Source organism: Candidatus Woesearchaeota archaeon (assembly GCA_018303405.1).
GTDB lineage: Archaea > Nanobdellota > Nanobdellia > Woesearchaeales > JABMPP01 > JAGVYD01.
This window is the reverse complement of record JAGVYD010000009.1, coordinates 231,780-257,978: the sequence shown is the minus strand read 5'-3', so window position 1 is coordinate 257,978 and position 26,199 is coordinate 231,780. Positions and strand designations below refer to the sequence as shown.

Genomic DNA, 26,199 nt, shown 5'->3' with positions numbered 1-26,199 from the left:
GCTGCCTTAGCCAACAGACCCCTCCATCTGCAGTTGTATAAGCCTGTTTAATTCCACCGCATATTCAAGGGGCAGTTCCTTGACAATGGGCTCGATAAATCCAGATACAATCATTTGAGTTGCCTGTTCTGTTGACAGCCCCCTGCTCATGAGATAAAACAATTGGTCATCGCTGATTTTGCCAACAGTAGCTTCATGGCCAATATCTACAGCATTCTCCTTTACATCCATGAACGGGAAAGTGTTGGATTTGCTTATGTCATCCATTATTAGCGCATCGCAATTGACCATGCTTTTTGAGTTCACAGCGCCTTTGATGATTTTCAGCATGCCGCGGTACGATGCAATGCCCCCTTCGTTGCTGATGCTTTTTGACTTGATTATGGATGTTGTGTTAGGCGCCATGTGGAAAACCTTGGCTCCAGTGTCCTGGTTTTGGCCTTTCCCTGCATAAGCTATGCTTATGTGGTCAGCCCGTGCATTTTTGCCGACCAGCATGCTGCAGGGATAAAGCATTGTGACCCCGCTCCCCATATTCCCGCCAATCCATTCCATGGTTGCGTTTTTTTCCACAATCGCCCTCTTGGTGTTCAGGTTCCAGGTGTTTCTGCTCCAGTTTTCAACTGAGCTGTATCTTACCCTTGCCCCCTCGCCGACAAATATCTCAACGCACCCGGCATGCAAAGAATTAACGCTGTATTGTGGTGCAGAGCATCCTTCAATATACTGCACTTCTGCATTTTTTTCAACAATGATCAAGGTGTGCTCAAACTGCCCCATGTTTTTGGCATTCATCCTGAAGTATGCCTGCAGTGGCATCGTTACCTTGACTCCTTCAGGAACGTAAATGAATGTGCCACCGCTCCAAACAGCGCCGTGAAGCGCCGCAAACTTGTGGTTTTCTGCAGGGACGCATTTTGTCATGAAGTATTTTTTCGCAATCTCCGGATATTTTTTGACAGCAACATCACAATCCTCAAAAATTACACCCTTGTCCTCCCATTCCTTTTTCAGGCTGTGATAGACAACATCAGACTCGTATTGCGCACCCGCACCCCCGAGAACCGTTCTTTCAGCAGCAGGGATGCCGAGCCTTTCAAATGTTTTCTTGATATCCTCAGGAAGGTTTTCCCATTTTTGCGTTCTTTCGGCGTCGGGCCGCATGTAGTAGATAATCTGCTTAAGGTCCAAAGGCGACAGGTCAACCCCCCATTTTGGGATGTCCTTTTGCATGAAAACATCAAAGGAATGAAGCCTTTTCTGGAGCATCCAGTCTGGCTCATTCTTCATCCTGGATATGGTTTCCACTATTTCCCTGGTTAGGCCAAGCGATGCCTTGAACTTGTACCGTTCTTCATTGGGCGTGTCCAAGTCTTCCTTGGAGATTGTTGCCTGGATGATATTGTCGGGATCCATGGTATTGGTAATTTAGCCAAAGGGCCATATTCTGGATTGATTTTGCGCTTTATAATGTTAAGTCATTAACGGGGTTAATTGTCATAGCAAAAGGAAAAAGCAATAAGCATTAATTAACTATTGTTAATTATTTATAAAGTTTGCCTATAAGCATAAAAGCAGATGTGAAGAATAATGTCTGGGAATTTGTACCTTCTTAATTGTGCAATTATTCATAATCCATGAGAAATTGCGCCAGCAGCCTGACGCCAAATCCCGTAGCGCCTTTGCTGTTATACCCTTTTTCCTCATTTGCCCAGGCTGTGCCTGCAATATCAAGGTGCGCCCACTTGGCTTCGCCGACAAAATGCGAAAGAAAAACTGCGCCAGTTATGGTGCCTGCTGGATTTCCGGGGGTATTTGATATGACATTCTTTACATCTGCATGGTCGCTTTTCATCAGCTCGGCATAATCTTCAAACATCGGTAATTCCCACAGGCGCTCATAGGTTTTTGAACCGGCTACTATCAGCTTTGAAACAAGGCCGCGGTCATTGCCAATCAGGGCTGCCACATTATTTCCAAGCGCGATTATTACGGCTCCTGTCAGGGTGGCCAGGTCAATGACCGCCTCTGGCGAGTATTTTTCAACAGCAAAATGCAGCGCATCTGAAAGTATGACCCTTCCTTCAGCATCTGTGTTAAGGACTTCTATGGTCTTGCCTGACATTGTCCTGATGATATCCCCTGGCTTGTACGATGAGTCGCTTACAAGGTTCTGGACAAACGGCATTATGCCCACCACATTGATGCTTGGCTTCAGCTTTGCAACAGCTTCCATTGCCACCATAACGGCAATTGCGCCTGCCTTGTCCATCTTCATCGTATCCATTGCAGAAGCAGGCTTAATGTCCAGGCCGCCTGAATCAAAGCAGACTCCTTTGCCGACAAGTGCAATTGTCCTGTCTGAATTTGCCTTGTATTCCATAACCACAAGCCTGGGCTCGGCATGTGCCCCGGAATTGACTGCAAGTATGCCATTCATGCCCATTCCCTGGATTTCCTTCAGGCCATATGCCTTTAGTGCCAGGCCACAGTCCTTGGCTATTGCCTTGGCCTGGTCTGCCATATAGATAGGGGTTGCAATTGAAGGAGGGGTATTAACCAAATCCCTTGCCTTGATATTCAATTCCCCAAAAAGCTGGCCCGCATCTGCTGCAGCCTCAATGGCCTTTTTTTCCTCATCATTGGCATCGCTCAGGACTATATTTTCAACTGTTTGCTGTGACTTCTCTGCCTTGAAATTTTCAAACTTGTAGCCGGACATAATGGCTGCCTCGGCTATTGATTTTGCAGCATCGGATTTGTTGAAAAGCTCAGAAATTGCCAGGGAAAACGCGATTTCCTTTACTCCTGCTTTGTTTGCTGCTTTAATGGCTGATGCAATTGCGTTTCTAAGCTGTGCAAGGGAAAATCCCTCCTGTGGGCCCAGGCCCACTGCAATTGCGTTTATTTTGGTTGGCAGCCTTAAGCTCAATACCTGGTCAGCCTTGCCTGTAAAGCTTAGTGATCTCATGCTGTCATGCAAAAATTCCCTGTCTTCATCAGGCAGGCCCTGCAGGGCAAGTTTTGTCTCTCCTTCAAACAGCCCGAGAAATACCGTGTCCTTTGTGGAAACCCAATGCTTGTTGGAAGTTACTTTGACTCGCATTGCTGGTTAAAATCGCGCCTGATTTAAAATCTTTATCATTAATGGCACAGAATTCGTATGGCATGGTTGTAAATAGGCTGCATCCATGTGAAGCTTTTTATTTTATTGGGTTTTCTTGGGTGTGTCAATTGGCTTACGCCAGGGTGTTATCTCACATTCTGCGGCTGTAATCTAGCGGTAGGATACAACCCTCCCATTTGAGCAGAAGATAGGTTGGTACCCGGGTTCGAATCCCGGCAGCCGCATTCATAGGATGGCAGGTGCCGCAAAATTCATATAGATTGCCCAATCATTGTTAAAAAATGCTTAAATTAAAGATGCCTTTTCTGAAAACTGAAGCGCCCCGCGATTTTGAGGTTTGGGACTGCCACACCCACATAGGCACTGACAGGGATGGCTTAAGCCTTGAGGCAGAGAAGCTGCTCCAGCTCATGAAAATAAGCAAGCTGCAAAAATGTGTTGCCTTTCCATTTGATGAAGTCGCTGCGGGTGAGGATTTTCATGCGCCCAATGACAGGATATACAAGGCATTTATGAAATACCCTGACAGGATTATCCCTTTTTTCAGGATAAACCCGAATTTTCCAGCGTGGAAAAATGAGGCCGTGCTTAGAAAGTCCCAGGGTTTCAAGGGGATAAAGCTCCACCCGAGGGCGCAGAAGTTCAAGATTCTTGATCCAAAGGCAAAGGAGGTTTTCGGCTGGGCATCTGAAAATAAGATTCCAATCCTAATGCATACCGGCCTTGGCATGGGAAAAATTGGCCTGGATGTCAGAAAGCTTTTGTCAGAATTTGGCAGTTTAAGGCTCATTTTCGGCCATGCCGGGATCGCTGACCTTGACAATGTAATAGACGCTGTGCGCTCTGTGGACAACCGCCATGTGTATTTTGAAACATCTGTTGTCAAGGCCTATGATTTAATCGACCTCATTGACAGGGTCGAAGCGGATAGGATTATTTTCGGCTCAGATGTGCCATATGGTGACATGGAGGCAGGAGTCCAGCTCCTGAAGGACATAGCAGAAGCAGCAGATATTGACAGTGATGCACTGGCCAATATATTCAAGAATAATCTGCAAAGGTGCTTGGATGGCAGATAAGCCAAAAAATGTGATTGAGGAATATGCTGAAAAGATTTTGAAAGGCGCCAGCATAGGCAATCCGTTTGAAAGATTTTCAGACTTGTTTGGCAACCTTGAATTTGTTGCAGGCGACAGCCGGGCTGTCAGGCATATTGTGGAAAACCTTGACCCATTTATCAGGAGCCGGAACAAGAAAATGCTCTATTATCTCAGGATTTATTCCAGCCTTCTGTATGCTGACAGTTATTTTGAAAGGGGCAACATTGAGAAAGCCAAATACTATCTGGAGCTGGCGCTTAATACGGAGCTGAGGGAAAAAATGCCGGCCGAGGAAAAATATGCAGCCAAAATAAGGAGCTTGATTGATTATGCCATGGACCAGATGAAGGATCCTGCGGCAATGCCTGACAAGGAAAGGCTGCGGACCAGAATTCACATAGCCCAGAATGTGTGTGTTTTGAGAATGCTATACACATGATAGGGTGGGCATGGAGATAATTCTAAAAATAAATATGGAAAATTAGTGGTCCTGCTTCAAAATGCTGACGGGGATTTGCCGCAGTACGGGCAGTTTCTTGGTGTTTGCGTTTCAGGATTAAAATTGTACTTATAATGGCAGGCGCTGCAGATATTAATGACCTTTGGCGTCTCGCCTCTCCTTTCAATGCTTGAAATCCTTGGCCCTCCAATCCTTGCGGATCCCAATCTTGAGCTTTCTGTTGCAGGAGTATGTGCTGCGACAATGTCAGGGTCTGTTTTTTTGTCATGGGCTAAAGTCTTTTTGGCCTTAAGGCAGTTGGGGCACACCATCATTTTTTCATCCAGGTCCATTTTCAAAAGGGTTGATGGCGTCTTAGCTCCACACTTTCTGCACGAAACCATAATCTGTTTTTCAAGCATTATTTCATCTCCGTTGTTTGGCCGTGCCAGTGCCTTCAGTTATCTGCCCTTTGGCATCCGGTGAATTGTACTGCGATGCCATTTGCATACTGGCCGTATTACTCTCCAGGTGTAAATATTTCTGATTATATATATTTTTCTTTGATTGGGTTTTCAGGGACCATGTTTCATGCCCTTGCCAAGGTAGCCTGGCCTTTTCTGTTCGGCATTTGCCAAGGCCTGCCTATGCGCATGCTCGAGTGATTTTGCCGCTTCTGCATGCGTCATGCCAAGCACAGCAAAAAGGCTTGCCATGTCATGTGGATTCCGCATTCCGAGCGGATTTGCTGCAAAACTGGCCATAGTTGTATCCAGCCGGAATTTCCTGGCCAGGCGTATGTTTTGCCTGATTCTCCCAAGAATTTGCGACTTAAGCATCCCCTTGGAATCCAGGATTTGCGCAAAGGAAAAGCCAATGGAGATTTCATTTGATTTTGACAGCGATGCCAAGACCTGGTTGAGCCCGGAATTGCGTGAATGCGAGGAATCCCTCGGCTGGTTCTGTTCCAGGCCAAGCATAATGTCTGTCCGCTTTACCTCAAAATAAGGCCTGAGGTCCTGAAAAGGCTCTGCAATTGCAATATTCAGGCTTATGTTTTCAGAAAAAGGGTAATTTCCGGATTTTCCTGCAATTGCAGCAAAAAAGATCTCAACATTGAGCTGTTTGCCTAATGCATTATATTCAGCAGTATTCCCCGGGGCCTTTATTTTTTCACCGGTGTAAGCAAAACAAATTGCTGTATAGCCCAGCCTGCTGGCCATTTTGATAAAGTCATTTTCATTTCCATTGGGAAAAACAATGTCAATCATTTTTATCGCCATTCCATCATTTATTTCTGCACCATTCTTTCTGTTTCGGCATTTTATTTAACCTGCAAAAACTGAGCTTTTGTGCTATTTAAGCCTTTGTCATTATTGCCATGGTGATTTCGGGGGGATTTTCCGCGCGCTTTTACGCTTTCAGAATATTCCTCTGAATACTGGCAGGCTTTGCATATCCTGGAATGGCTTGGCTCCCCACAGTTTTCGCACTCGGCCAGGCCTCTTTTCTTCTCTATTTTCCTGAAATGCTGCTTCAGCATGGGCAATTGCTCGACAAACCTTTCCACAATCATTTTTTTTGTTCCTGGCCTGGCCCGCTCGTATTCATTAAGCGCGTCCCTGACTTTTGCCCTGAAGGATTCAGGCGCGTGCGGGCATTCAGAATAATCAGATTGGAGCCCGTGCAAAAATGAATATGCCATGACCTCTTTTTCAGAGCAGAAATACAGGGGCTTTACCCTGTTTACAAATTTTTTGTCCCTGGCAATCCCTGATGACGGCCCAAGCCTGGCAGTTATGCTGAGATTGTTCTTGAGGTAATTCATCATTATTGATTGGGCTTCATCATCCAGGTTATGGCCTGTTGCCAGCTTGTCATATCCTCTTGACATTTTGTTGAGCAGGTACCTCCTGAAAGTGCCGCAGATTGAGCACGGGATATAGTTCATGCGTGTGAGCATTTTGTCCAGCTCTGCGCCAAATTCCTTTTTGTATGAGTAAATCCTGAGCCTGATTTTCCCTGTTTCATGCCCATTGCAGAATTTTCTCAGGATTTCAAGGGTCTTGTCGCGATATCCCTTAATTCCCTCGTCGATTGCCAGTGCCTCAACATTGTAGCCCAATTTCCTGAGCAGGTGCAGGAGCACAGTGGAGTCCTTTCCGCCTGATGCTGCAACAGCTACCCTGTCTTTCCGCGAAAACAGCCTAAAACGCCTTATTGCGTCCTTCACCTTGCCTTCAAAGTAAGAAGTAAAATGATTTTTGCATAATTTTGGGTTGGAGAAAACTGCCCTTTCATTGCATGTTGTGCATTTCATCTTGCTATCTAACCGCCGGAGATTACAGACAATATTTTGACCTCATCAGAATCAGACAAGGGCTCATCCTCAGTAACGAGGCTGCTGTTTTTTACAATCAGTATTTCTTCAGGGTTCAGGCGAAGCTGCTTGATAAGGTCAAGTGCCTTGCCATTGAATTTCCTGCTTATTTTCTGGTTCTGCCTTTCCAAAAAGATTTTCATTTTTCCTTGCCCATGATGTGCTTTGCCCGGTTTATCTCATGCACGGTGCTTATAGGAGATGGGTGGATTTTAAGTTTAATTAAAGCTTTGGTTAATCGGCTAAATATTCCGCTTGGAATCGGCATATCACAAATATTTAAATATAAGTAACGATTGTAAAGAGAATTATGAAAATGTCAGGCCCTGAGTTCACAACCGGGAAAAATTCCCAAATGCCAATGTTCTGGCATAATTCATATAATAGCTTGGGCTCTGCCATTAAGCGAACAACAATTAATTGCCCTAAAAGACGCTAAAGCCCAAAAAACCGGGTTCAGGCATCTGCGGGGCGTCTTCGACCATATAATTCTACTCCAGGATGCTTGGACCAGGCATTGGGCTATAAAAAAACGGAGGCGGTTGAAATGCCACAGGAAAAGCACATACCCAGTGAGGAAGCAGTTTGCCAGTATTGCCTTGAAAAGGAGATTGGCAATTGGATGAATGACGGCGCCGGCCCGGAAATAGCCAGAGTCATAAGCGACTCTTTTGGCTATTTGCTCCACGAAGGAATATGCAAGATTTGTGGCAATAGGATCCTTAATTCAGCTATCCTCAACGCCGGGATTGGATTTGACACACTGTCCGAGGAGCTTGAAATTGAGGGATATGATGATGAGCTCTTATTGGGCAAAAGCATGATGCTTAATTAGGATTCAGCAGGGGCTTGGGCTCCATTTTTTTCTTTTTTTCTTATGAAATTGCCCAATATTGCTATGGTTTAGGCAAACAGTTTATAGATTGCATGCACTCTTATTTAGCCTTGCCGTCGTGAATTCCACAGGAAGCAATGGAGGCATATCTTCTCTGATTTATATATCGCCCAACAAAAGTCTTTATAAATGCCAAGCTTTTTATAGGTTTATAAATGGTATTTAAAGGACGGCGGCTGGCGAAAATGGCCAAAAGCCCAAAAAAATTTGGCCGGCTGCAGCTGATTGCTTTTGCAGCGTTGATTCAATAAGGGGTTATGTATTGATTGGAGGGGGAGCATTCATTTTAGCGCAGGTGGCTTAATGACGGCCAACCCCTATAAAAAACATGCAAATGGCAGTTAGGCCAGAACGAAAATATTCGAGGTGTTATTATGGGAAAAAAGGAAATTCAAGTGGTTAACATCGTGGTAAGCACTTCTCTGAAACATGACATCCCATTGGAAAAAATGGCTGCCACCCTCAGCAATACAGAATACAATCCGGAACAATTCCCTGGGCTTGTTATAAGGATTAAGGAGCCAAAGACTTCTGCATTGATTTTCAGCTCTGGCAAGATTGTATGCACAGGAGCCAGGAGCATGGACAAAGTGGAAGAAAGCATTAAGAAAATTATCAAAAGCCTGGAAAAAATAAATGTCAAGATCACAATCAAGCCTGAAATCAAGATCCAGAACATAGTTGCCTCAGGCACAGTTGGGATGGACCTTAACCTCAATACACTGGCCATGAAACTGGACAACACAGAATATGAGCCTGAGCAGTTCCCGGGGCTTGTTTACAAGCTGCCACAGGCCAAAGCCACATTCCTGCTTTTCAGTAATGGCAAAGTGGTGTGCACCGGAACCAAGAGTGAGGCAGAAGTGCACAAGGCTCTTGACAAGCTGATTGAAAATCTAAAAAAAGTTGTGTGAGCAAGATTTTCGCCATAACCGAAAATAATCAAAGGCATAGGTGTAGCTATCGTGGATGCAACTGAACAGGTGAACAGGCTAAAAGAGTTTGTGGAGAAAGAATATTTTGACAAGCTTGTCAGCAACGCCCAGGCGGGCAAATATTTTATCCATATTGATTTCAAGGTTCTCTCGTTGTTTGACCCGGATCTTGCGGACATAATGCTGGAGCAGCCTGAAGAAGTTGTCAGGGCTGCTGAAATTGCAATCCAGAGCTTTGACTTGCCTGGCGAGAAAAAAAATTTCAAGGTCAGGATTGACAACCTGCCAAAAAACCAGACAATAATGATAAGGAACATCAGGAGCAACCACATCGGCAAGCTTCTTTTCATGGAGGGTGTTGTAAGGCAAAAATCTGATGTGAGGCCGCAGGTCACAAGCGCAAAATTCGAATGCCCTAGCTGCGGCAATGTTATTTCAGTCCTCCAGCTTGACTCCAAATTCAAGGAGCCGACAAAATGCGGATGCGGGAGAAAGGGAAAATTCCGCCTGCTCAGCAAGGAACTGGTTGATGCGCAGGGCATTGTGCTTGAGGAAGCCCCTGAAAACCTGGAAGGAGGCGAGCAGCCAAAGAGAATCAATGTTTTTCTCCAGGAAGACCTTGTCAGCCCGATAACTGAGAAAAAAACAAACCCCGGAAGCAAGGTTAGGGTTGTTGGCATGGTAAAGGAAGTGCCGATTATTCTCAAGACAGGCGGCCAGTCTACACGGTTTGACCTTTTTGTGGATGCAAACAATATTGTGGGGGTTGAAGAGGATTATTTTGACATTGAGATTTCACCGGCCGAGGAAAGGGAGATATTGGAGCTGGGAGCAGACCCAATGCTTTACCAAAGGCTTGTGCGGTCAATGGCGCCGTCAATTTACGGCCACGAAAAAGTCAAGGAGGCATTGCTTCTGCAGCTTGCGGGCGGCGTTCAGAAAAAAAGAAGCGATGGCATGGTCACAAGGGGAGACATGCATGTCTTGCTTGTCGGTGACCCGGGAAGCGGTAAGTCACAGCTCCTGAAAAGGGTCAATATGATAGCCCCTAAAGGAAGGTATGTCAGCGGAAAAGGTGTGAGCGGCGCTGGATTGACAGCAGCTGTTGTCCGGGACGAATTCCTGAAAGGCTGGGCCCTTGAGGCTGGCGCGCTGGTTCTTGCCTCGAATGGAATCTGCTGCATTGATGAGATGGACAAGATGGGCACAGATGACAGGGCTGCAATGCACGAAGCATTGGAGCAGCAGACAATAAGCATCAGCAAGGCAAATATCCAGGCAACATTGATAGCCAGGACAACTGTGCTTGCAGCAGCCAACCCAAAATTTGGCAGGTTTGACCCTTATGAAGTCCTGGCAAACCAGATTGACCTGCCACCTACGCTTATCAACAGGTTTGACCTTATCTTTCCAATAAAAGACTTGCCTGACCGTGACAAGGACCAGAGGGTTGCTGACCATATACTCACCTTGCATAAGAATCCTGAAATGGACGAGCCTGAAGTGCCGTCAAGGCTTCTGAAAAAATACATTGCCTATGCGCGAAGGAACATCCATCCTGCACTGACTGATGATGCCCTCGAGGAAATCAAGGAATATTACCTGAGCATGAGAAGCAAGGGCTATACAGAGGAATCAGGCTCAAGAAGCATCCCGATTTCTGCAAGGCAGCTTGAAGCCCTCGTAAGGCTTGCCGAGGCAGCAGCCCGAATCAGGCTCTCAAATGTTGTTGAGATTGCTGACGCTAAAAAAGCAGTTGAACTGCTGCATTACTGCCTGGCCGAGATTGGCGTTGACCCTGAGACAGGAAAAATAGACATAGACAGGATAACAACCGGCGTCCCGGCAACAGAAAGGGTCAAGATATCCAACATTAAGGAAATCATCACAGAGCTTGAGGGGAGGTTTGGAAAAGTTATCCCAATTGAGGAGATTGTAAAGGAAGCCCAGGCAGCAGGAATCAAGGAAGACAAGGTCGAAGAGACAATTGAAAAGCTGAAGCGCAGCGGCGATATTTTTGAGCCAAGGCGCGGACATATCAGCAGGATGTAGCGCTTAGGTCTGGAAGGGGGAGAAGAGCGCAGGCAAGGAGAATAAAATGGTTTCTGAAACTCCGGTAAACCGTCTGGTGTCGCATAAAATCAGGGTTGTTGACCTTCTTAGGGGCAAATTCATCAAGATGGAAGGATGGGAGCCAAATTATGTCCTGACAGAAAATGAAAAAAGGGTTTCCAGGCTGAATCTCTTGGGGACAGTTGTATCGGTTGCTCCTGAAAGGGGCATTGCAGGTATTGATGATGGCACCGGGATGATCAACCTTAGGTTTTTTGGCGAGCCTGCTATGCCTGAGGGGCTAAGCATTGGCCAGATAGTGAATGTCATTGGCAAGGTAAGGCAGTATAATGATGAGATATATATTCTCCCTGAAACGATAAGGGTTCTGCAGGACATGCGCTGGTTTGATGTCAGAAAACTGGAGCTTCTCAAGCAGGATTTGGAAGAAACAGGCACTGAAGGCCTGCAATCGCATCCAGGCAAAGAAAAAGGTGAAAATTTGGCTGTGGCAGAAGAAGCAAAAAATATCGGGGAAATGCAAACTGATGGGGCTGTTGGGCAACCTGAAGAGCCGGATGCTGTGAGCCCTGCCCAGAAAATATATGAGCTCATAAAGAAAATGGACAGTGGCAAAGGGGCAGACATAGATGATGTTAAGGAGAAGTCTGGGATTGATGCAGGGCTTTTCGATAAAGTATTGAGGACATTGATGGAGCAGGGAGAGATTTTTGAGGCGAGAACTGGCAAATACAAGGTTCTGCAATAAGCCATCTCAGTCTCCTGCTTTCACTGCCTGAAAGCAATTGAATTCTCTAGAAAACAAGGGGGGTTATGTAAACTTCGAGCCATGCCGCGAGGAGAACCGTGCCAAGCGCAATCAGGATTATATCAAGCGTGTCAATGATTATTCGCTTGAATTTGTCCATGTCAAGCCCATGCTTTAGCATGGCAACTGAAATGATCCCGCCTGCCAGCCCAGCTGCAAAATAGGCAAATATCTCAGGGATTCCATGGATGGCGTATTTCAGCAGGCCAAGCGAAAAAACCTTGAAATATGCCGCACTCTTGGCCAGGCCGAGCATTGTTGCTGCCTCTGCAATGCCTGTCCTTATAAAATTCCCAACAGCGGTTGCAATCACTGAAGCATTCCAGGTCAGGATAAAGATTGCCCCTACCCCGTATAAGAAAGCAAATAGCAGAGAAAACATCATGACTTGCAGGTTGTTGAGCAAAATTTGGACAAAAAGCGCATTCTGGACTGCATTGCCGGTGACTGGCGAGTTTATTCTGTTGATTGTTGATGACTGGACTGAAAATAATTGTTCAACAATTGAAGCATCAAGGACAATGTACCAGAAAGCCATTGCCATGACCATGCCAAGAAAGAGAAAAAGGAAAAATTCAAGCGCCTTTGCATGCTCCTTCAGCAGGCTTTTCTCTTCTGCTATTTCTTCGTCCTTCTGTTCCTCCATTTTTATGGTATTGTAAATAAGAGGTATGCATGCCATTGTCGTCAAAAATACCATGACAAGGCTTGCCTGGCCTTCGAAAATCCAGAGGCTCAGAAAAACTGCTATTGAGCTGTAGAGCGCGCCGTAGAGAATCATCTTTTGCGGCCTGCTTTCCGCTGCAAACGGGTTAATCAGCGACTCCAAAACCATACCTGTCTCTTTATCGAGTCAGTATAAATATTTTTTGGGGCAGGAGGCTTAGTAGAAAAGTTTACGTTTTGCCATCAGTTTTGCGGGCATTCTTGGGATAAGTATTGCCCGAATTAGCAGGGCCTGGAGAAGCCTCAGGTTATACAGGATATGCCCCCTGATCGTTACCATTCCAGAGTAAGGCAACAAATATATATAATATGTAATGGAATGCTTGCATTATGGCTAAAGATACCGCTGAAGAAAAAATAAAGGAATATGGCGAAATGCTGCAGGCAGTAAGGCAGGAAATAGCAAAAGTCATGGTTGGCCAGGACGAAACTGTGAATGCCATGCTCAGGGGGGTTATTGCAAGCAGCCACATTCTTGTTGAGGGCGTGCCTGGAATCGGAAAAACACTGCTTGTCAGGGCGCTTGCAACTGTGATGGGATGCGACTTCAAGAGAATCCAGTTCACGCCAGACCTCCTTCCATCTGATATTGTGGGGATTAATACTTATGAAAAGGACAGGGGTTTTTACGTGCTGAAAGGCCCGATATTTTCCAATTTTGTGCTGGCAGACGAAATCAACAGAGCCCCGCCAAAAGTGCAGTCCTCCTTGCTTGAGGGAATGCAGGAAAGGCAGGTCACAATTGGCAGGGAGACATTCGAATTGCCGGCCCCTTTTTTTGTCATGGCAACCCAAAACCCAATTGAGAATCTTGGAACATTCCCGTTGCCTGAAGCGCAGGTTGACAGGTTCATGTTCAAGGTCAATGTTGGCTACCCCAATATCCGCGAAGAGCAGGAAATTTTGAGGCGGAACATGACCATCAACAAGTTTGAATCCTTTGGCCTCAAGCCCATCATGGACCAAAACAAGATTCTTGACATCCAGGAGGCGGCAAAGAATATTTTCCTGCATGATAAAGTTGAGAGGTACATTGTCTCAATAGTGGATGCCACAAGAAACTCAATCAAGTATGATATGAAGCTGGGAAAATACATTGAATGGGGCGCATCGCCCAGGGCAACCCTTGGATTGTTCATTGGTGCCAAGGCAGAAGCCCTGATGGCTGGCAAGAATTTTGTAACCCCCTACTATGTAAAGAAGGTAGCCTTGGATACTCTCAGGCACAGGATATCAATAAACTATGAAGGCCAGACAGAAGGCGTCACATCTGAGATGGTAATAAAGGAAATGCTCGAAAAAGTGCCAATCCCATAGTTGCCATGCAATCTTCAGGAAAGGAAAAGCTTGTCATTATGAATGCATGTTTTTTATCAGGATAATAAAGGGGCTTTGATATGAAAGAAATTAGGCTGGACCTGAAGCCATTGATGAGAAAGGCGTTCATCATGGCAAAGAAGGATATAGCAGGCTCCCAGGAAAAGCAGACCGGTTCAGGAAAAAGGCAGGTCGGCTCAAGAAGGGCCATCTTCGGCTCTAAAGGCGTGGAATTTGAAAAATTCCGTGATTTTGTCCCTGGTGAGGATGCAGGAAGAATAGACTGGATTGCCAGCTTTCGGGCGAAAAAAACCCTCATCAGGATTTATTCTGAGGAGCAGAACAAGGACATACTATTTTTCCTTGACGTAAGCTCAAGCATGTCGTATGCCTCCCATGACAAGCTTAAGAATGAATACGCTGCAGAGCTGGTTGCCACCTTAAGCTACGCCCTTGCAGATTCAGGCGACAACATCGGGCTGATGATGTTCACTGACAGGCTGAGCAACATTATTCCGCCAGCAGCTGGCAAGAGGCAATTCATGAAAATTGTCAGGGAGCTTACCAACCCCATCTATTATGAAGGGCCCTGTGATTTTGGGCGGGCGATTTCCCAGCTTATGAACTACCAAAAAAGGCCTGCATTGGTCATAATTATAAGCGATTTTCTTGGCCTGAAAAAAGGATGGGAGGAGATATTCAAGACTTTTTCATCTGCGCGCTATGAGATTGTAGGGATAATGGTCAGGGACCCCTTGGACGATGCTTTTCCGCCAGGCCACCATATAGGGCAGATAGTCATTTCCGACCCCTTCAGCAAAGACCAGATTCTCATGGACCCCAACAGGATTGCAGAGAAGTACAAAAAATACAACGAAGAGCAGCTCGAGCATATAAGATACATGTTCCACATGACGCAAAGCACATTCATTGTTCTTCATACTGACGAGCCTTTTGTTGAAAAGCTGAGAAAGGTCTTGTTCAGGGGGAAATGAAATGGAATTGATTTTCCTTAACCCAAAATACCTTTGGCTGCTTCTCAGCATTCCGCTGTTGATCCTGATCCACCTTTTTTCGCTGAGGTTTTTGCGCGCCAGGTCATGGGTTTTTGCGAATTTTGAAGCGATAAAGAGGGTGAGCGGTGACCAGGAAAATATACGAAACAGCACCCTCATTTCAAAAAACATTTGGCTTTTGCTCGTGCAGATTTTGATAATCACCACTCTGATTATGTCAGCTGCTGACCCTGTTTACACTTTTTTGGGAAAAAGCAGCGAGCAGAGTTTTGTGCTTGCAATAGATGCCTCCAGCAGCATGCTTGCGAATGACTTTGAGCCAAACAGGCTTGAGGCAGCCAAAGGCGCGGCTGTCATTTTTCTTGACGCCCTGCCTTCCAGCACAAGGGTTGGCCTGGTTTCATTTTCAGGAATTGCATTCGTGGACAGCCAGATTACCGACAATCTGGATGACCTTAAGCCGGTCATAGACAAGATAACTGTAAAAAGCGTTGGCGGGACTGATATTGGCGGTGCGTTGGTAACTTCCGGGAATATTCTTGTCAGTGAAGACATGAGCCGAAGCATTGTGCTTTTGACAGATGGGAGGGATACAGTGGGCACTCCAGTGATAGAAGGCATTGACTATGCCCAAAGCCACGGCATAGTCATCCATACAATCGGAATGGCAACAGAGTCAGGCGGGACTTTTATCAGGCAGGACATAGTCTCCACATTAGATGAGGACACGCTCAAGTACATTGCCCAGACAACCGGCGGCAGTTTTTTTATTGCTTCAGACCCTGAGTCGCTGAAGCAGGCGTTCAATACAATTGTGACAACGGGCCAGCAAAAAATCAACATGAAATTGCAGCTGCCCCTTCTTCTCATAGGATTGGCAATGATATTCCTTTCTTGGGGCCTGATTAACACAAGATACAGGACATTGCCCTAGTGAAATCCGATTTCTGGTTTAATTTTCTTAGTTATGATATTTGTTACTTACAATGTAAGTAAAGATTCAATTGCCCTTCCAGTCCTGGCAAAAAGTTTTCTATATGGATTACCTACATTGTCAGTACAAAAAAAGTTTTAATTTAGTATACTTACAATGTAAGAAATTTAAAAAAAATAATTGCCGAAAATTAATACTTACATTGTATGTATTAGAAAAGATATATTGTATTATATAATGATTAATAGAAAAAAATATAAATACTTACACTGTCAGTCAATTTCTTCAGGCAATAATATTACTCCGATAAATATAAATAAGGTATACCTACATTGTAAGTATTTTTTCGTTGGGGGACTGTTTTCAGGACAAAATAAAAAAATATAAATAGAGGTTTACTTACAATGTACTAAATTATAGTCGATAAATAAAAAAACTATAGTCCTTACAATGTAAGTAAATAACATTCCGGCAATAAGAGTTGTGATAGTGGCGAATAGAAAGAGGGAACGGGAGCAAGGAAAGAATGATTCTAAAGCAACTGCTATGCAGCAATCGGCTGAAATCCTCCTGCCAACCCATATCTTCCAGGACAGGCAGGTCAGCGTGCTCGAGGCAATTTCTGAGTTCATGAAGGATTCCATGGGGCTGACATACCATGAGATTGCCGTGATGCTGAACAGGGATGACAGGACCATCTGGACATGCTACAACAGGGCCAGGGAGAAAAGGAAAAAATGAGGAGCAACAAATTTCAGTGGACAATTGCAATGGTGCTCATTGTAGCTTTGCTTTCGCAGCAAAGCTTCGCAGCAGACCCTGGCCACGGAGCTGCTGCCATAGCCTCTGGCACATTTGAGTCAGGCAATTACACATTCCCGGATAGCTTGTTTATCACAAATTATTTTGGAATTGGGTCAACCTATCCCTCATTTAGGCTTACAGTCGCAGGCAATGCGAATATTTCCGGCACATTGAATTTATCAGGTGTATTGAGCATGGCGGGGAACAAGATAATAGGCCTTGCCACGCCAACTGCAGATACAGATGCAGCAACTAAGGCTTATGTTGATTCGCAGGCAGGAGGTGGTGGTTCAGGTAGTGTTAATGGCTCAGGCACTGCTGGTTATCTTGCCTTGTGGAATGGCACTAATGAGATTAATAGCTCAACAATTTATCAGAGTGCGGGATTAATTGGAATTGGAACAACAGGGCCAGCGCATGTGTTGGATGTCAGGGCCAATGATTCGACAAACAATGCTGTTACCGATGTTCTTTCGGTTTGGCATGGAACAACAGGAACTGCCGAAGATGGAATTGGAACTGCAATTATTATGAATGCGCAACGCGCTAGTGGTACATGGGCAAATGTTGGTAGGATAAGTGCAATTATTACCGATGCCACAAATCTTGATACAGCCATTACATTCCAGACCAGAAAAAATGCAGGTATAATGACTGAACGATTAAGAATCGACTCCGATGGAAAAGTGGGTATAAACACATCCAACGCTACGCAAACACTCCAAATACAAGGAACGTTCAACGCGTCTCCCGGAGGGACAACGGGATTAATGGTTGATTCTTCTGGCAAGGTAGGCATCGGGACGTCCGCCCCCATTGCACCATTGACAATAATCACATCTTCAAGCACAAATGGTGTACTAATAAACAACACAGCTGCAAACCAGAATACATTCTTAATAATGGGCACAGCTGATGCAGCCTTCGCAAAAATAAATGTCGGAAGAAGCGGCCTTGCACAAAAGGCAAATGCCCTGAATATAGAAGCTTCGGGTGACATAAATTTCTATCCAGGCTCGGCGGCGCAGGGCAGTGAGGTTTTGGTTCTGGATTCTTCCGGAAATGTTGGCATTGGCACCAACATAACTGGCTCAAAACTTGTTGTTTCCGGAACATTAAATGCAACAAATATTGTCCTTGCCACCAACTGTGCGGATGACCAAGTTCTCAAATGGAGCAGCGGAGTTGGGACATGTGGTTCTGATTCAGGGGGTGCCGGAACAGGCTCTGTCAACGGCTCAGGCGCGGCTGGATATATTGCATTATGGAACAGCTCCGGCTCGCTCAACAGCTCAGTAATGGTGCAAAGCACAGGACTGATTGGGATAGACACTTCAGGGCCAGATGCAAAACTGGATATTTTGTCATCAACCACGGACCAGTTGCGGCTAACTTTTGCTGATGGCTCATCTTACACAACATTCCTTTCTGACACCAATGGTGATTTGACCATAACCCCGACAGGCGGTGATGTCACAGTGGCTGGTACAGCAGCAGGTGTTACAGTTGATTCTGCTGACAATGCAGATTTCTCATTGGACAGGGCTGCGACAAACCGGGGTGCAAGGGTGAGATATGCAACAGGTGGTGGCGCGACGGAGTGGTCACATGGCTTAATGGACAGTGACGTTGCAGGAACAGGCGGTAACGAATTTTATATTGCCACTGGAGATGGTGCCACTAATCGGGTTGTTATTGAAACATCCGGGGAATTTGGGATAAACACTACTAACCCGACAAGTGCATTGGAAGTCCGTGGAACGCTGAATGTCTCCGGCAACGCAACTGGCCCGGGAGTATTATTTGTAGACGGCTCAGGTAATGTTAGCATTGGCCCAATAAATTATTCAGGTTCGGGCGGGGCAAAATTAAGGATTTATGGAGATGACAGAAGTGTAGCAGGTCCCCATCTACAGTTCCATACAACTGCAGATACTCATCCGGTGGCACAGCTTTTGGCTTATAGCCACAACAATACAGGCCTTGTTTTCGATGCCTACTGGGCAGGGAGCTGGAAAAGCTCATCAACATCAAACTTTGCATTATATAAATACAGCGATTTGTTCAGCATGAGATATGCAAAGGATGTCGCGGCCGGGGGCACTGTAACTTGGTCAGATGGCTTGACTCTGGACAAAAATGGGAATGTCGGCATCAATACAACCACTCCCTCTTATACTTTGCATCTGAAAGGCACTCTTAATGTGACTGGCAGCGGTTCAGGCTCTGGCCTGCTTGTTGATGGGACAGGCAACGTAGGAATAGGTATTGCTCCATCTACCAAGCTGCATATTTCAGGCGGCAACATAAGGTCAGAAGTGGCCAGCGGAGGCGATGGGTTTGAGGGCTATTCCAGTTCAACACACCTTTTCAGCATGACAAGAAGCGTGAACAGCCTGAAGCTCGCATCCTGGGATGACCTGGTTTTCGAGGTTGGCGCGACATCAGGGCCTGGCACCGGAACCATCGCCATGGTCATCAACAACTCAGGAACAGTCGGCATAGGCACAAGCAGCCCGAAAGACACCCTTCATGTGCAAGGCAGCGCAAGAGTAACTGCAAATCTCACATCCGGCCCCTTGAATGTGACTCCTGGCTATTTCAATCAGTCTCTCGACGGGAAAACTGATGCAGTCATGGTATGGCAGACAGGCGCGTCAGGAACAGGTGCCATATATTCAGGTGATGGCTCCAGCATGAGGAATATTCTGAGCTTTGACGCAGCTAATGATGATATAACAATTGGACAGGCAGGCACTGTCCTAATAGACAAAATAACATTGTCAGCCGGGACTGATGACGAAGTTGTGATTACAGGCAACCTCACAGTTGAAGCTATTGCCTTTGAGTCCGGCACCAATTCAATCTTTGTAAACGCCTCCGGCTGCATTATCATACAATCAACAAACACAATTGATGCAACATGTCCATAAGCCTCACAATGAAAAAACCATTCCTGCATAGCGTTCGCAGGCTGGTTCCTTCTGTGGGTTACGATTATTCGCTTGATTATCAATAAAGAGGCCGGGGTTGCCGATGAAAGCATCGGAAAGAAAGGGTAGATTAGAGAGACTTAGGAAAAGCTTGGAAGAGTGGAAACGCTTCCACACAAGGCTTCTCCAGCTGCAGGCCAGGAATCCAAAGACAAGGATTAAGGGGGAAAACCTGCTGCACTGGATTAGCAAAAGCGAGAGCCATATTGCCACGCTTGAAAATGCCATCAAGAAACATACTGAATCAGGCAAGACATATTTGGCAGTTGGCCTGGCAGTTTTCCTGGCCATCGTGTTCATATCCGGCTTTTTTCTATTTCTGCGGCAAGGCATTACTGGCCTTGCCGTGCTTGAAGAGCCTGCCCAGGGTATAGGGTACTCTTTGCCCGTTGGCAAAACTTTTTCAGAAAACAGTGAATACGCCTGGGTGCCTGCTGTGCCGGGAAACCTGCTTGCAGTAAAGCTTACTGGCGCAGTGGTTGGCGAAGGGCCTGCCAGGGTTTACCTTGGTTTCAATGGCACAAGATTGGAGATACTCAGCCTTGGGCAGGGAGAATCTTTCCCCGTATCAGCCCCGAGTGAAGCAGTGAAGCAGGAAGATTTTGTGCCGGCGCAGGACATTTCAGTGAAGCTTGCCTACAATTCCGGCTCCGCATTTGACCAGGATGACAACGGCGTTGAATCTGTAAAAGGCGTGGTTGATTTTGATGCCAGTGGAACAGAATTCTCAATTGATGCAAAAGTTGAGGGCACATGCACAAGATGGGAAATTGAAAACATTGAAACTGCTGAATCGTCATATGAATGCTATGGCAGCGAATCATGCTGCAATGTCCTTGGGTTTATTCCATCAGCGCCAGGATGGGATGACGCTTACAATGTTTTTGTTGGGAAAAATTCAGCTGGAAATGACAACATAGTAAGGGCGCAGGTGGTGTATTACGACGAAGCTGATGACAGCGTTTATTCAGGCCAATGGGCAGAGTTGCCTGCATCATTTGTTGAGCCTGATATCCGGGATTTCAGCCTTGAATGCAAAGACACCTGCAACATTTCTTTGCCAGGGGAAAATTATTCACTGGTTTTTGAAGTTGATGATTCAGCTGTCACAATTGACAGAATTGATTATGTAATGGACACAGACATGGACCAAAGCCAGGCAGGTAATGAATCTGGGAAAGGATTGTCCTTCATCACTGGCCTGTTTCCTGACCTGGACCAAGGCTGGGTGGAGAATGCCTCCAATTACACAGAAGAGGATTTGATATTTGCAAGATACCAGTTCCATGTTGACAAGAATGTAATCCATGAATTGGAGAGGGCTTCTGAGCCCATTAGGGTTATTGTGAAGTACAAAACCCCATCAAGCAAAAAAATAGGCGAAATAGCTGTTACTGATGATATTGATGTTGCCCATATGGACAAGACAAGGCTGTCGAAATTGACAGGCAATAAGGGCATTGAAAAGGTTTATCTTGACCAGCCAGTCAGCCTCCTGTTTGAAAACTCATCAAAGATAATCATGCTTGGTGAGGCAAAAGAGTATTATCTCAACACAGCCTATGGCTTGCAATTGGACGGCTCAGGAATAAAGATTTGCGCCCTTGACACAGGAGTAAACCCATCAGTTGTGCAGAACACTGCGTATGGGTATAATGTCCTGGCCCAGACCAATGATTACCAGGATGACAATGGCCACGGCACCTTGGTTTCGTACATCACATACATGATGGCGCCTGCTGCCCAGCTGATAGCAGTGAAGGTATTGGATTCCCAGGGAATTGGCTATGAATCAGACATTCTCGCAGGGCTGGAATATTGCAAGGAGCAAAATGTTGACATAATATCCATGAGCATTGGTGCAGGGGGATATACTGGGATATGCTATGATAATCCGGTTGCGCAAAAAGTCGATGAGCTGAGCGGGCTTGGCATACTTACTGTTGCAGCAGCAGGAAACACGTACAACAACACAATTGTCAGCCCTGCTTGTGCAGAAACAGCTCTTCCAGTTGGTGCGTCCACAGAAAATGACCGTCTATCTGCCCTTACCAGCTCCAATAATGCCATTGTCCTTTTGGCCCCTGGGGAGGACATTGATTCTGTTGACCATAATGCAAATGCGGAACTTGCCTCAGGAACAAGCATATCTGCAGCTTTTGTTTCAGGAGGGGCTGCTTTGGTTTACCAGTACAATGATTCCTTGGATAATGCACAAATGAAAAAATTGCTGATAGCAACAGGGAGCATAATAAATGAAGAGACAGTAGTATGGTCGCGGTTGAATATTTACAATGCAATAACAAATAACATTACAAACAATTTCACAGGCATTGCAGTAAATGGCACAGGATATGATACGCAGTATCGCGGCCAGGGTGTCTGTGGCAGCACTTGCACAGGCGTTTTTTGTGATACACAAGTTGAATGTAATGATATAGGCACGTGCTGTGAATGGGATGGATTTGGAGATGAGTTTTGTGAAATAGTTCCTGGAAACACTGATCCGCAAGGTGATTGCACAGGCTCCTACACATGCTCTGGCCAGACAATATTGGACAGTTCAGTATGCTCAGGAACTTCAGGAACCTGCGGCTATAACACCGGAACTACATGCTCTGGAACCTGCGCAAGCCAATGCACTGCTGGCTATTCAACCTGCCAGACGCCTGCATCAGGGCAGGAAGCAGCAAATTGCTACGATTGCAAGGAATGTGATGGCGCAGGAACATGCAATAATATTGCAAACGCCACAAAAGACACAGTTGGAACAACATGCTCAGGCACATGCCGGTATTGCAGTGGAAGTGGAACGTGCACCTATGCCAATGCAAATGACGATCCAAACAATGATTGTTCAGCGACCAATACTTCATGCGCAAGCGTCTGTGTTACAACAGGGCGAACGGGCTTCTGCACAGGCGGTGCTGCTTCATGCGCTACCACCAGCTATAATAACAATATTGGGACTTATTGCTCTGGCAGCGGCACTACAGTGACAGGCCAGTGCAACAATACTGACTTTTGTTCATCCGAAACATTCTATGGAGGCCAGAATTGCAGCGGTGCAGGCTATTGCACAATAAGCGCTTACCTTTATGACAGGGACACAAACGAGTCACTTTGCACATCATCTGCATCAGGCTGCACATCAACATATAATTGGAGCATTGGCGGCGAAGGCTCTTACAGCACGTGTTGCGGCGACGATTCAAATGAAAATACAATAATAGAGAGGAACTACAGCTCCTCTTCTGAGCTTGTTTTTGTTAATGCTGAAGATGCATGCTGCAGCGCAACGTCTGATTGCGTTGCAGGTGAATCATGTTTCACTCCAGATGCCACTCCTGCTGTAAATTCGAATTCTGCATATAATCATCTGAATCTTGGCGGGAATGACAGTATAGGCTATTGCTATTCATCTGGCGGGACAGGAACATGGCTGCAATGCGATACATCGGATTACGCAGATTACTGGTGCGGCTATGTTTGCGGCCGTGAGAAGGGTGTCATCAGCCCAAGAAGCAGCACCTTTGCCCTGAACATAAGCTGGAATGCCGCTTACGCAGGAGAAAGCAATGTGGGGGAATATCCTGACACATCGACCTTAGGCTGCTGCGGGGATGACTTGACTGTTTTCACAAATGGAAGGTTTTCAGAATACAGCGGCTCTGACGGATGGAACTGGACAGAAGACACTACCTGCGGCGCTGCAAACATTTGCTTTTATGTCATTTCCAGCGGGAAAAACATAGACGGCGGAAGCTGGTATATCCAGGCTGACGGCGATTCTACCTGGGACCAGGTTATGGCACAATGGACTCCGGAAATAAATTTCCCAAGCACTGCCTTTACTGTGGAGTTCGACTACAAATGCATAAATGATTCTTCAGGTTCTGGATGGTACATGCGGTTCAGGGACAACAACCATTCATGCTGCCAGGATGCTGCCACAACAACAGGGACAGTCCATCTGGCCAATGGCTCAGTATTTACCAAAAGCATGTCTGGATTTACGTGCAAGGCAAATGAGTCAGGCCATTTCAATGGCACACTGACAACCCCTGCGCAGACCAACCCTGATTATTACTGGAGAATGTGGGATTATTCAAATTCTGATACTGAAATGCAGATTGTTATTGACAATCTTGAGGCTTACAGGACAAGCTATGGCACAGAATATAATGTTTATGACAGGGGAGGGGTAGATGTCCCAACAGGATATAACGCAACAACAAACAACACATGCTGCAGGAGTGGAACAAGCTGTGGCCTGAACAACACATGCTATGACACAGGCGAAATGGTTGGAGCCATCCCAACAAAGGCATACTGCCATGGCAGTTTTTGGATGGGAGGGGACTCCACTTCAGAAATCTGCACTGCAATCACAGGAGGAAGCAATTGGGACCTTGGCGGGGATGTCACTGCTACGGCCTGCTGCGGCGATGACAGTGGGGAAAACGGGCTTTCAAGGACATGTGATTTAGGGAGCTGCACAACAAGCTCAAGCGACAGGGCATGCTGCAATGAGGCCAGCAAATGCGTTTACGATTCTGCATGCTATGCCAATAATGTGTCAACTGACCCGGACAGCGATGGCATATTGGAAGTGTGCCTGGCAGGAACCTGGTACGATGGCGACAAGCCCAATATCACGTTCGACTACACAAATGACAGGAATGGCAGTTACATCAGCAGGAACTGGACATGGGTTAATGTGACTGTTTTTGACAACAGCACAAATGTTACTGCATTCTTTGACTGGAACAAGAGCCTGGTTTTATGGCTGAGATTCAACAATGAGACAGGCGAGAATGACACTTATTTCAGGGATTGGTCAAGCTATGAGAATAATGCAACATGCGTGCCTTCCAGCTGCCCGGTTTATGCTGAAGGCAAAATGGGGAGAGGGATGGAATTTGATGGCGCTGTGGACAGGATCGTGGTTCCGGCTGATGCGTCCCTGAATTTTTCCTATGTCACATATTCGCTTTGGTTCAAGGTCCGCAACCAGACCCAGGAATGGGGTGGCACGAACCAGACACAAATAATACACCACGGCCTTTGGGGAAATGGGAATGGGGTGCAGTTGTTTGACAATCCTGGCTCAGTTATTGTCAGGTCCCAGACATATATAGGCAGCACAAATTATTATTCCTCTTCTGTGACTCTTGACCACCGCACTTATCACCACATTGCATGGACCTACAATGGAACCCACATTAGGACCTATATTGACGGCAGGACAATAACAATAACTGCTGTAAGCGGGGTCATGGATGCCTCACAAACTAACAATTCAATTTTTATCGGAGGGACACAGAATGGTGCATGGCGAAATTTCCCGGGCTTCATTGATGACGTCAAGATTTTCAACCGCCCATTGTCGCCAGAGGAAATCAACGCAACTTATAATGCAAGCGTTTACAGTCTCTACCGCAATTTCACAGACCTTGTTGACAACACAAGCTACAATTTCAAGGCTTATGTGCAGGACAGGGCGGGAAATGTAAATGCAACAGAATTGATTGAGCTAAAGGTGGACAAGGTCTATCCGCAGATATCATTTGATGAGGCAACTGAGAGTAATGGGCTGATAACAACAGAGCCATGGGCTATTGTGAATGTTTCTGTTTCAGACGATTATCTTGGAACAGCATTTGTTGATTTCGGCAGAAGCCTGAAAGGATGGTGGCGATTCAACAGGGAATCAGGGGAAAATTCCACATTTGCGAGGGACTGGTCAACTTACGGGAATAATGGGACAGTCTTTTCAGGCTCAACAACAAGCGGCAGGTTTGGAAGCGGCGTGCTTTTGCACGGCACAACATCCAGCTGGGTGAACCTAAGCAGGTCAGCAATGGATGGCCTGAATAATTTTACAGTTGAATTCTGGGCCAAGTCTTCAGACACTTCGAAGTCTGGCACACCTATTCATGGCTCATCCGCAACCGGGAATAATGAGTTCTTGATTTTCAATTATGGCGCAAGTGTTTTCATTAAGGATGCTTCGTTTAGTACAGGAGTGACGCTCAATGACGGTGACTGGCATCATATTGTGATATTAAGGGATGGCGACAATGGAACTGTTTACATGTACAAGGATGGTGTGCCAAAAATTTCAAAAAACATGTCAAATGGAAGCCTGCAAATCACAGGGTGTCTTGTTCTGGGGCAAGAGGAAGACGCTGCATGCGGCGGCTTTGATGAAACCCAGGCATACCTTGGAATCCTTGATGAAGTAAAGATATGGAACAGGATTATTTCCATTCAGGAAATTAATGCCTCTTACAGGGCAGGAACATACAAGCTGTACCAGAATTATACAAGCCTGAGCCCTGGCGCATACCCTTATACTGCATATGTGCAGGACCTGGCAGGCAATTTGAACCAGACATCACAGCAGGGGCTAACTGTGCAGTCGCCTCTTTGCAACTGTCCTTCATCAGGCAACTGGACCCTAAGTGCATTGAATTGCATAATTTTGGATAACTGCGACCTGCAAAAAAAGAATATATACCTCTGGACTTACAGCAACATGACAATTCTTGGCGCGAACGTGACAAATGCGGGCAATGTGAGCAAGTATGGAAGCTCGAGGCTAATAAAGGAGAATGGAGGAAGGCTTGTGCAGGGCACAGGATAAGAT

Annotated in this window: 19 protein-coding genes and 1 tRNA gene; 13 read left to right on the top strand and 7 right to left on the bottom strand. The window is 45.9% G+C overall.

From position 1 onward, the window contains the following. Positions 1-6: 6 nt before the first annotated feature. Positions 7-1,416 carry a Fe-S cluster assembly protein SufB gene (gene sufB / locus J4227_02845; protein ID MBS3109442.1) on the bottom strand — a complete coding sequence of 470 codons (1,410 nt, stop codon included), beginning with the start codon at positions 1,414-1,416 and terminating at the stop codon, positions 7-9. Between the two features lie 208 nt (positions 1,417-1,624). Further along, positions 1,625-3,106, bottom strand: coding sequence for a leucyl aminopeptidase (locus J4227_02840; GenBank protein MBS3109441.1), 1,482 nt, complete (start codon positions 3,104-3,106; stop codon positions 1,625-1,627). A 160-nt stretch (positions 3,107-3,266) separates the two neighbouring features. Between J4227_02840 and J4227_02835 the strand changes: the two genes are divergently transcribed. The 3 genes from J4227_02835 (at position 3,267) to J4227_02825 (ending at position 4,666) form a co-directional block, all read left to right on the top strand. Then, a tRNA-Gly gene (locus tag J4227_02835) sits at positions 3,267-3,351 on the top strand. A 57-nt stretch (positions 3,352-3,408) separates the two neighbouring features. Continuing rightward, positions 3,409-4,206 carry an amidohydrolase family protein gene (locus J4227_02830; protein MBS3109440.1) on the top strand — a complete coding sequence of 266 codons (798 nt, stop codon included), beginning with the start codon at positions 3,409-3,411 and terminating at the stop codon, positions 4,204-4,206. Beyond that, a complete protein-coding gene (locus J4227_02825; GenBank protein ID MBS3109439.1) occupies positions 4,196-4,666 on the top strand; it encodes a hypothetical protein in 471 nt (156 codons plus the stop codon). Before J4227_02830 ends, J4227_02825 begins: the two co-directional genes overlap by 11 nt. 56 nt (positions 4,667-4,722) lie before the next feature. Here the strand turns inward: J4227_02825 and J4227_02820 are convergent, their stop codons facing one another. The 4 genes from J4227_02820 to J4227_02805 form a co-directional block, all read right to left on the bottom strand. Then, complete coding sequence (locus J4227_02820; GenBank protein ID MBS3109438.1) at positions 4,723-5,088, bottom strand: hypothetical protein; 366 nt, start codon at positions 5,086-5,088, stop codon at positions 4,723-4,725. Between the two features lie 153 nt (positions 5,089-5,241). Then, on the bottom strand, positions 5,242-5,937 hold the full coding sequence (locus J4227_02815) for a hypothetical protein (protein MBS3109437.1): 696 nt from the start codon (positions 5,935-5,937) through the stop codon (positions 5,242-5,244). A gap of 53 nt (positions 5,938-5,990) precedes the next feature. Further along, positions 5,991-6,986: a TIGR00269 family protein gene (locus J4227_02810; GenBank protein MBS3109436.1), complete on the bottom strand. Its 996-nt coding sequence runs from the start codon at positions 6,984-6,986 to the stop codon at positions 5,991-5,993. A gap of 8 nt (positions 6,987-6,994) precedes the next feature. Further along, a complete protein-coding gene (locus tag J4227_02805; GenBank protein ID MBS3109435.1) occupies positions 6,995-7,189 on the bottom strand; it encodes a MoaD/ThiS family protein in 195 nt (64 codons plus the stop codon). A gap of 404 nt (positions 7,190-7,593) precedes the next feature. On the opposite strand from J4227_02805, the gene J4227_02800 reads away from it, so the two are divergent. The 4 genes from J4227_02800 to J4227_02785 all read left to right on the top strand — a co-directional run bounded on the left by J4227_02800 (position 7,594) and on the right by J4227_02785 (position 11,697). Next, the gene (locus J4227_02800) at positions 7,594-7,881 is read left to right on the top strand and encodes a hypothetical protein (GenBank protein ID MBS3109434.1); all 288 of its coding nucleotides are present in this window, start codon (positions 7,594-7,596) and stop codon (positions 7,879-7,881) included. Between the two features lie 434 nt (positions 7,882-8,315). After that, entirely contained in the window at positions 8,316-8,855 is a 540-nt protein-coding gene (locus J4227_02795; protein MBS3109433.1) for a TATA-box-binding protein, read from the top strand. Positions 8,856-8,906: 51 nt separating this feature from the next. Beyond that, a complete protein-coding gene (locus tag J4227_02790) occupies positions 8,907-10,928 on the top strand; it encodes a minichromosome maintenance protein MCM (protein MBS3109432.1) in 2,022 nt (673 codons plus the stop codon). 46 nt (positions 10,929-10,974) lie between these two features. Then, on the top strand, positions 10,975-11,697 hold the full coding sequence (locus tag J4227_02785; GenBank protein ID MBS3109431.1) for a hypothetical protein: 723 nt from the start codon (positions 10,975-10,977) through the stop codon (positions 11,695-11,697). Between the two features lie 46 nt (positions 11,698-11,743). Here the strand turns inward: J4227_02785 and J4227_02780 are convergent, their stop codons facing one another. After that, positions 11,744-12,592: a stage II sporulation protein M gene (locus J4227_02780; protein ID MBS3109430.1), complete on the bottom strand. Its 849-nt coding sequence runs from the start codon at positions 12,590-12,592 to the stop codon at positions 11,744-11,746. A 221-nt stretch (positions 12,593-12,813) separates the two neighbouring features. Between J4227_02780 and J4227_02775 the strand changes: the two genes are divergently transcribed. From J4227_02775 to J4227_02750, 6 genes are all read left to right on the top strand, one after another. Further along, on the top strand, positions 12,814-13,800 hold the full coding sequence (locus tag J4227_02775) for a MoxR family ATPase (GenBank protein ID MBS3109429.1): 987 nt from the start codon (positions 12,814-12,816) through the stop codon (positions 13,798-13,800). A gap of 80 nt (positions 13,801-13,880) precedes the next feature. Continuing rightward, positions 13,881-14,795: a DUF58 domain-containing protein gene (locus J4227_02770; protein ID MBS3109428.1), complete on the top strand. Its 915-nt coding sequence runs from the start codon at positions 13,881-13,883 to the stop codon at positions 14,793-14,795. Between the two features lies 1 nt (position 14,796). Then, positions 14,797-15,750: a VWA domain-containing protein gene (locus J4227_02765; protein MBS3109427.1), complete on the top strand. Its 954-nt coding sequence runs from the start codon at positions 14,797-14,799 to the stop codon at positions 15,748-15,750. A 483-nt stretch (positions 15,751-16,233) separates the two neighbouring features. Next, positions 16,234-16,491: a hypothetical protein gene (locus J4227_02760; GenBank protein ID MBS3109426.1), complete on the top strand. Its 258-nt coding sequence runs from the start codon at positions 16,234-16,236 to the stop codon at positions 16,489-16,491. Further along, positions 16,488-19,487 (top strand): hypothetical protein, encoded by a 3,000-nt coding sequence (locus tag J4227_02755; protein ID MBS3109425.1) that lies wholly within the window; start codon positions 16,488-16,490, stop codon positions 19,485-19,487. Before J4227_02760 ends, J4227_02755 begins: the two co-directional genes overlap by 4 nt. Before the next feature lie 103 nt (positions 19,488-19,590). Further along, positions 19,591-26,196, top strand: a complete 6,606-nt coding sequence (locus J4227_02750; protein ID MBS3109424.1) for a S8 family serine peptidase — start codon at positions 19,591-19,593, stop codon at positions 26,194-26,196. Positions 26,197-26,199: the final 3 nt, after the last annotated feature.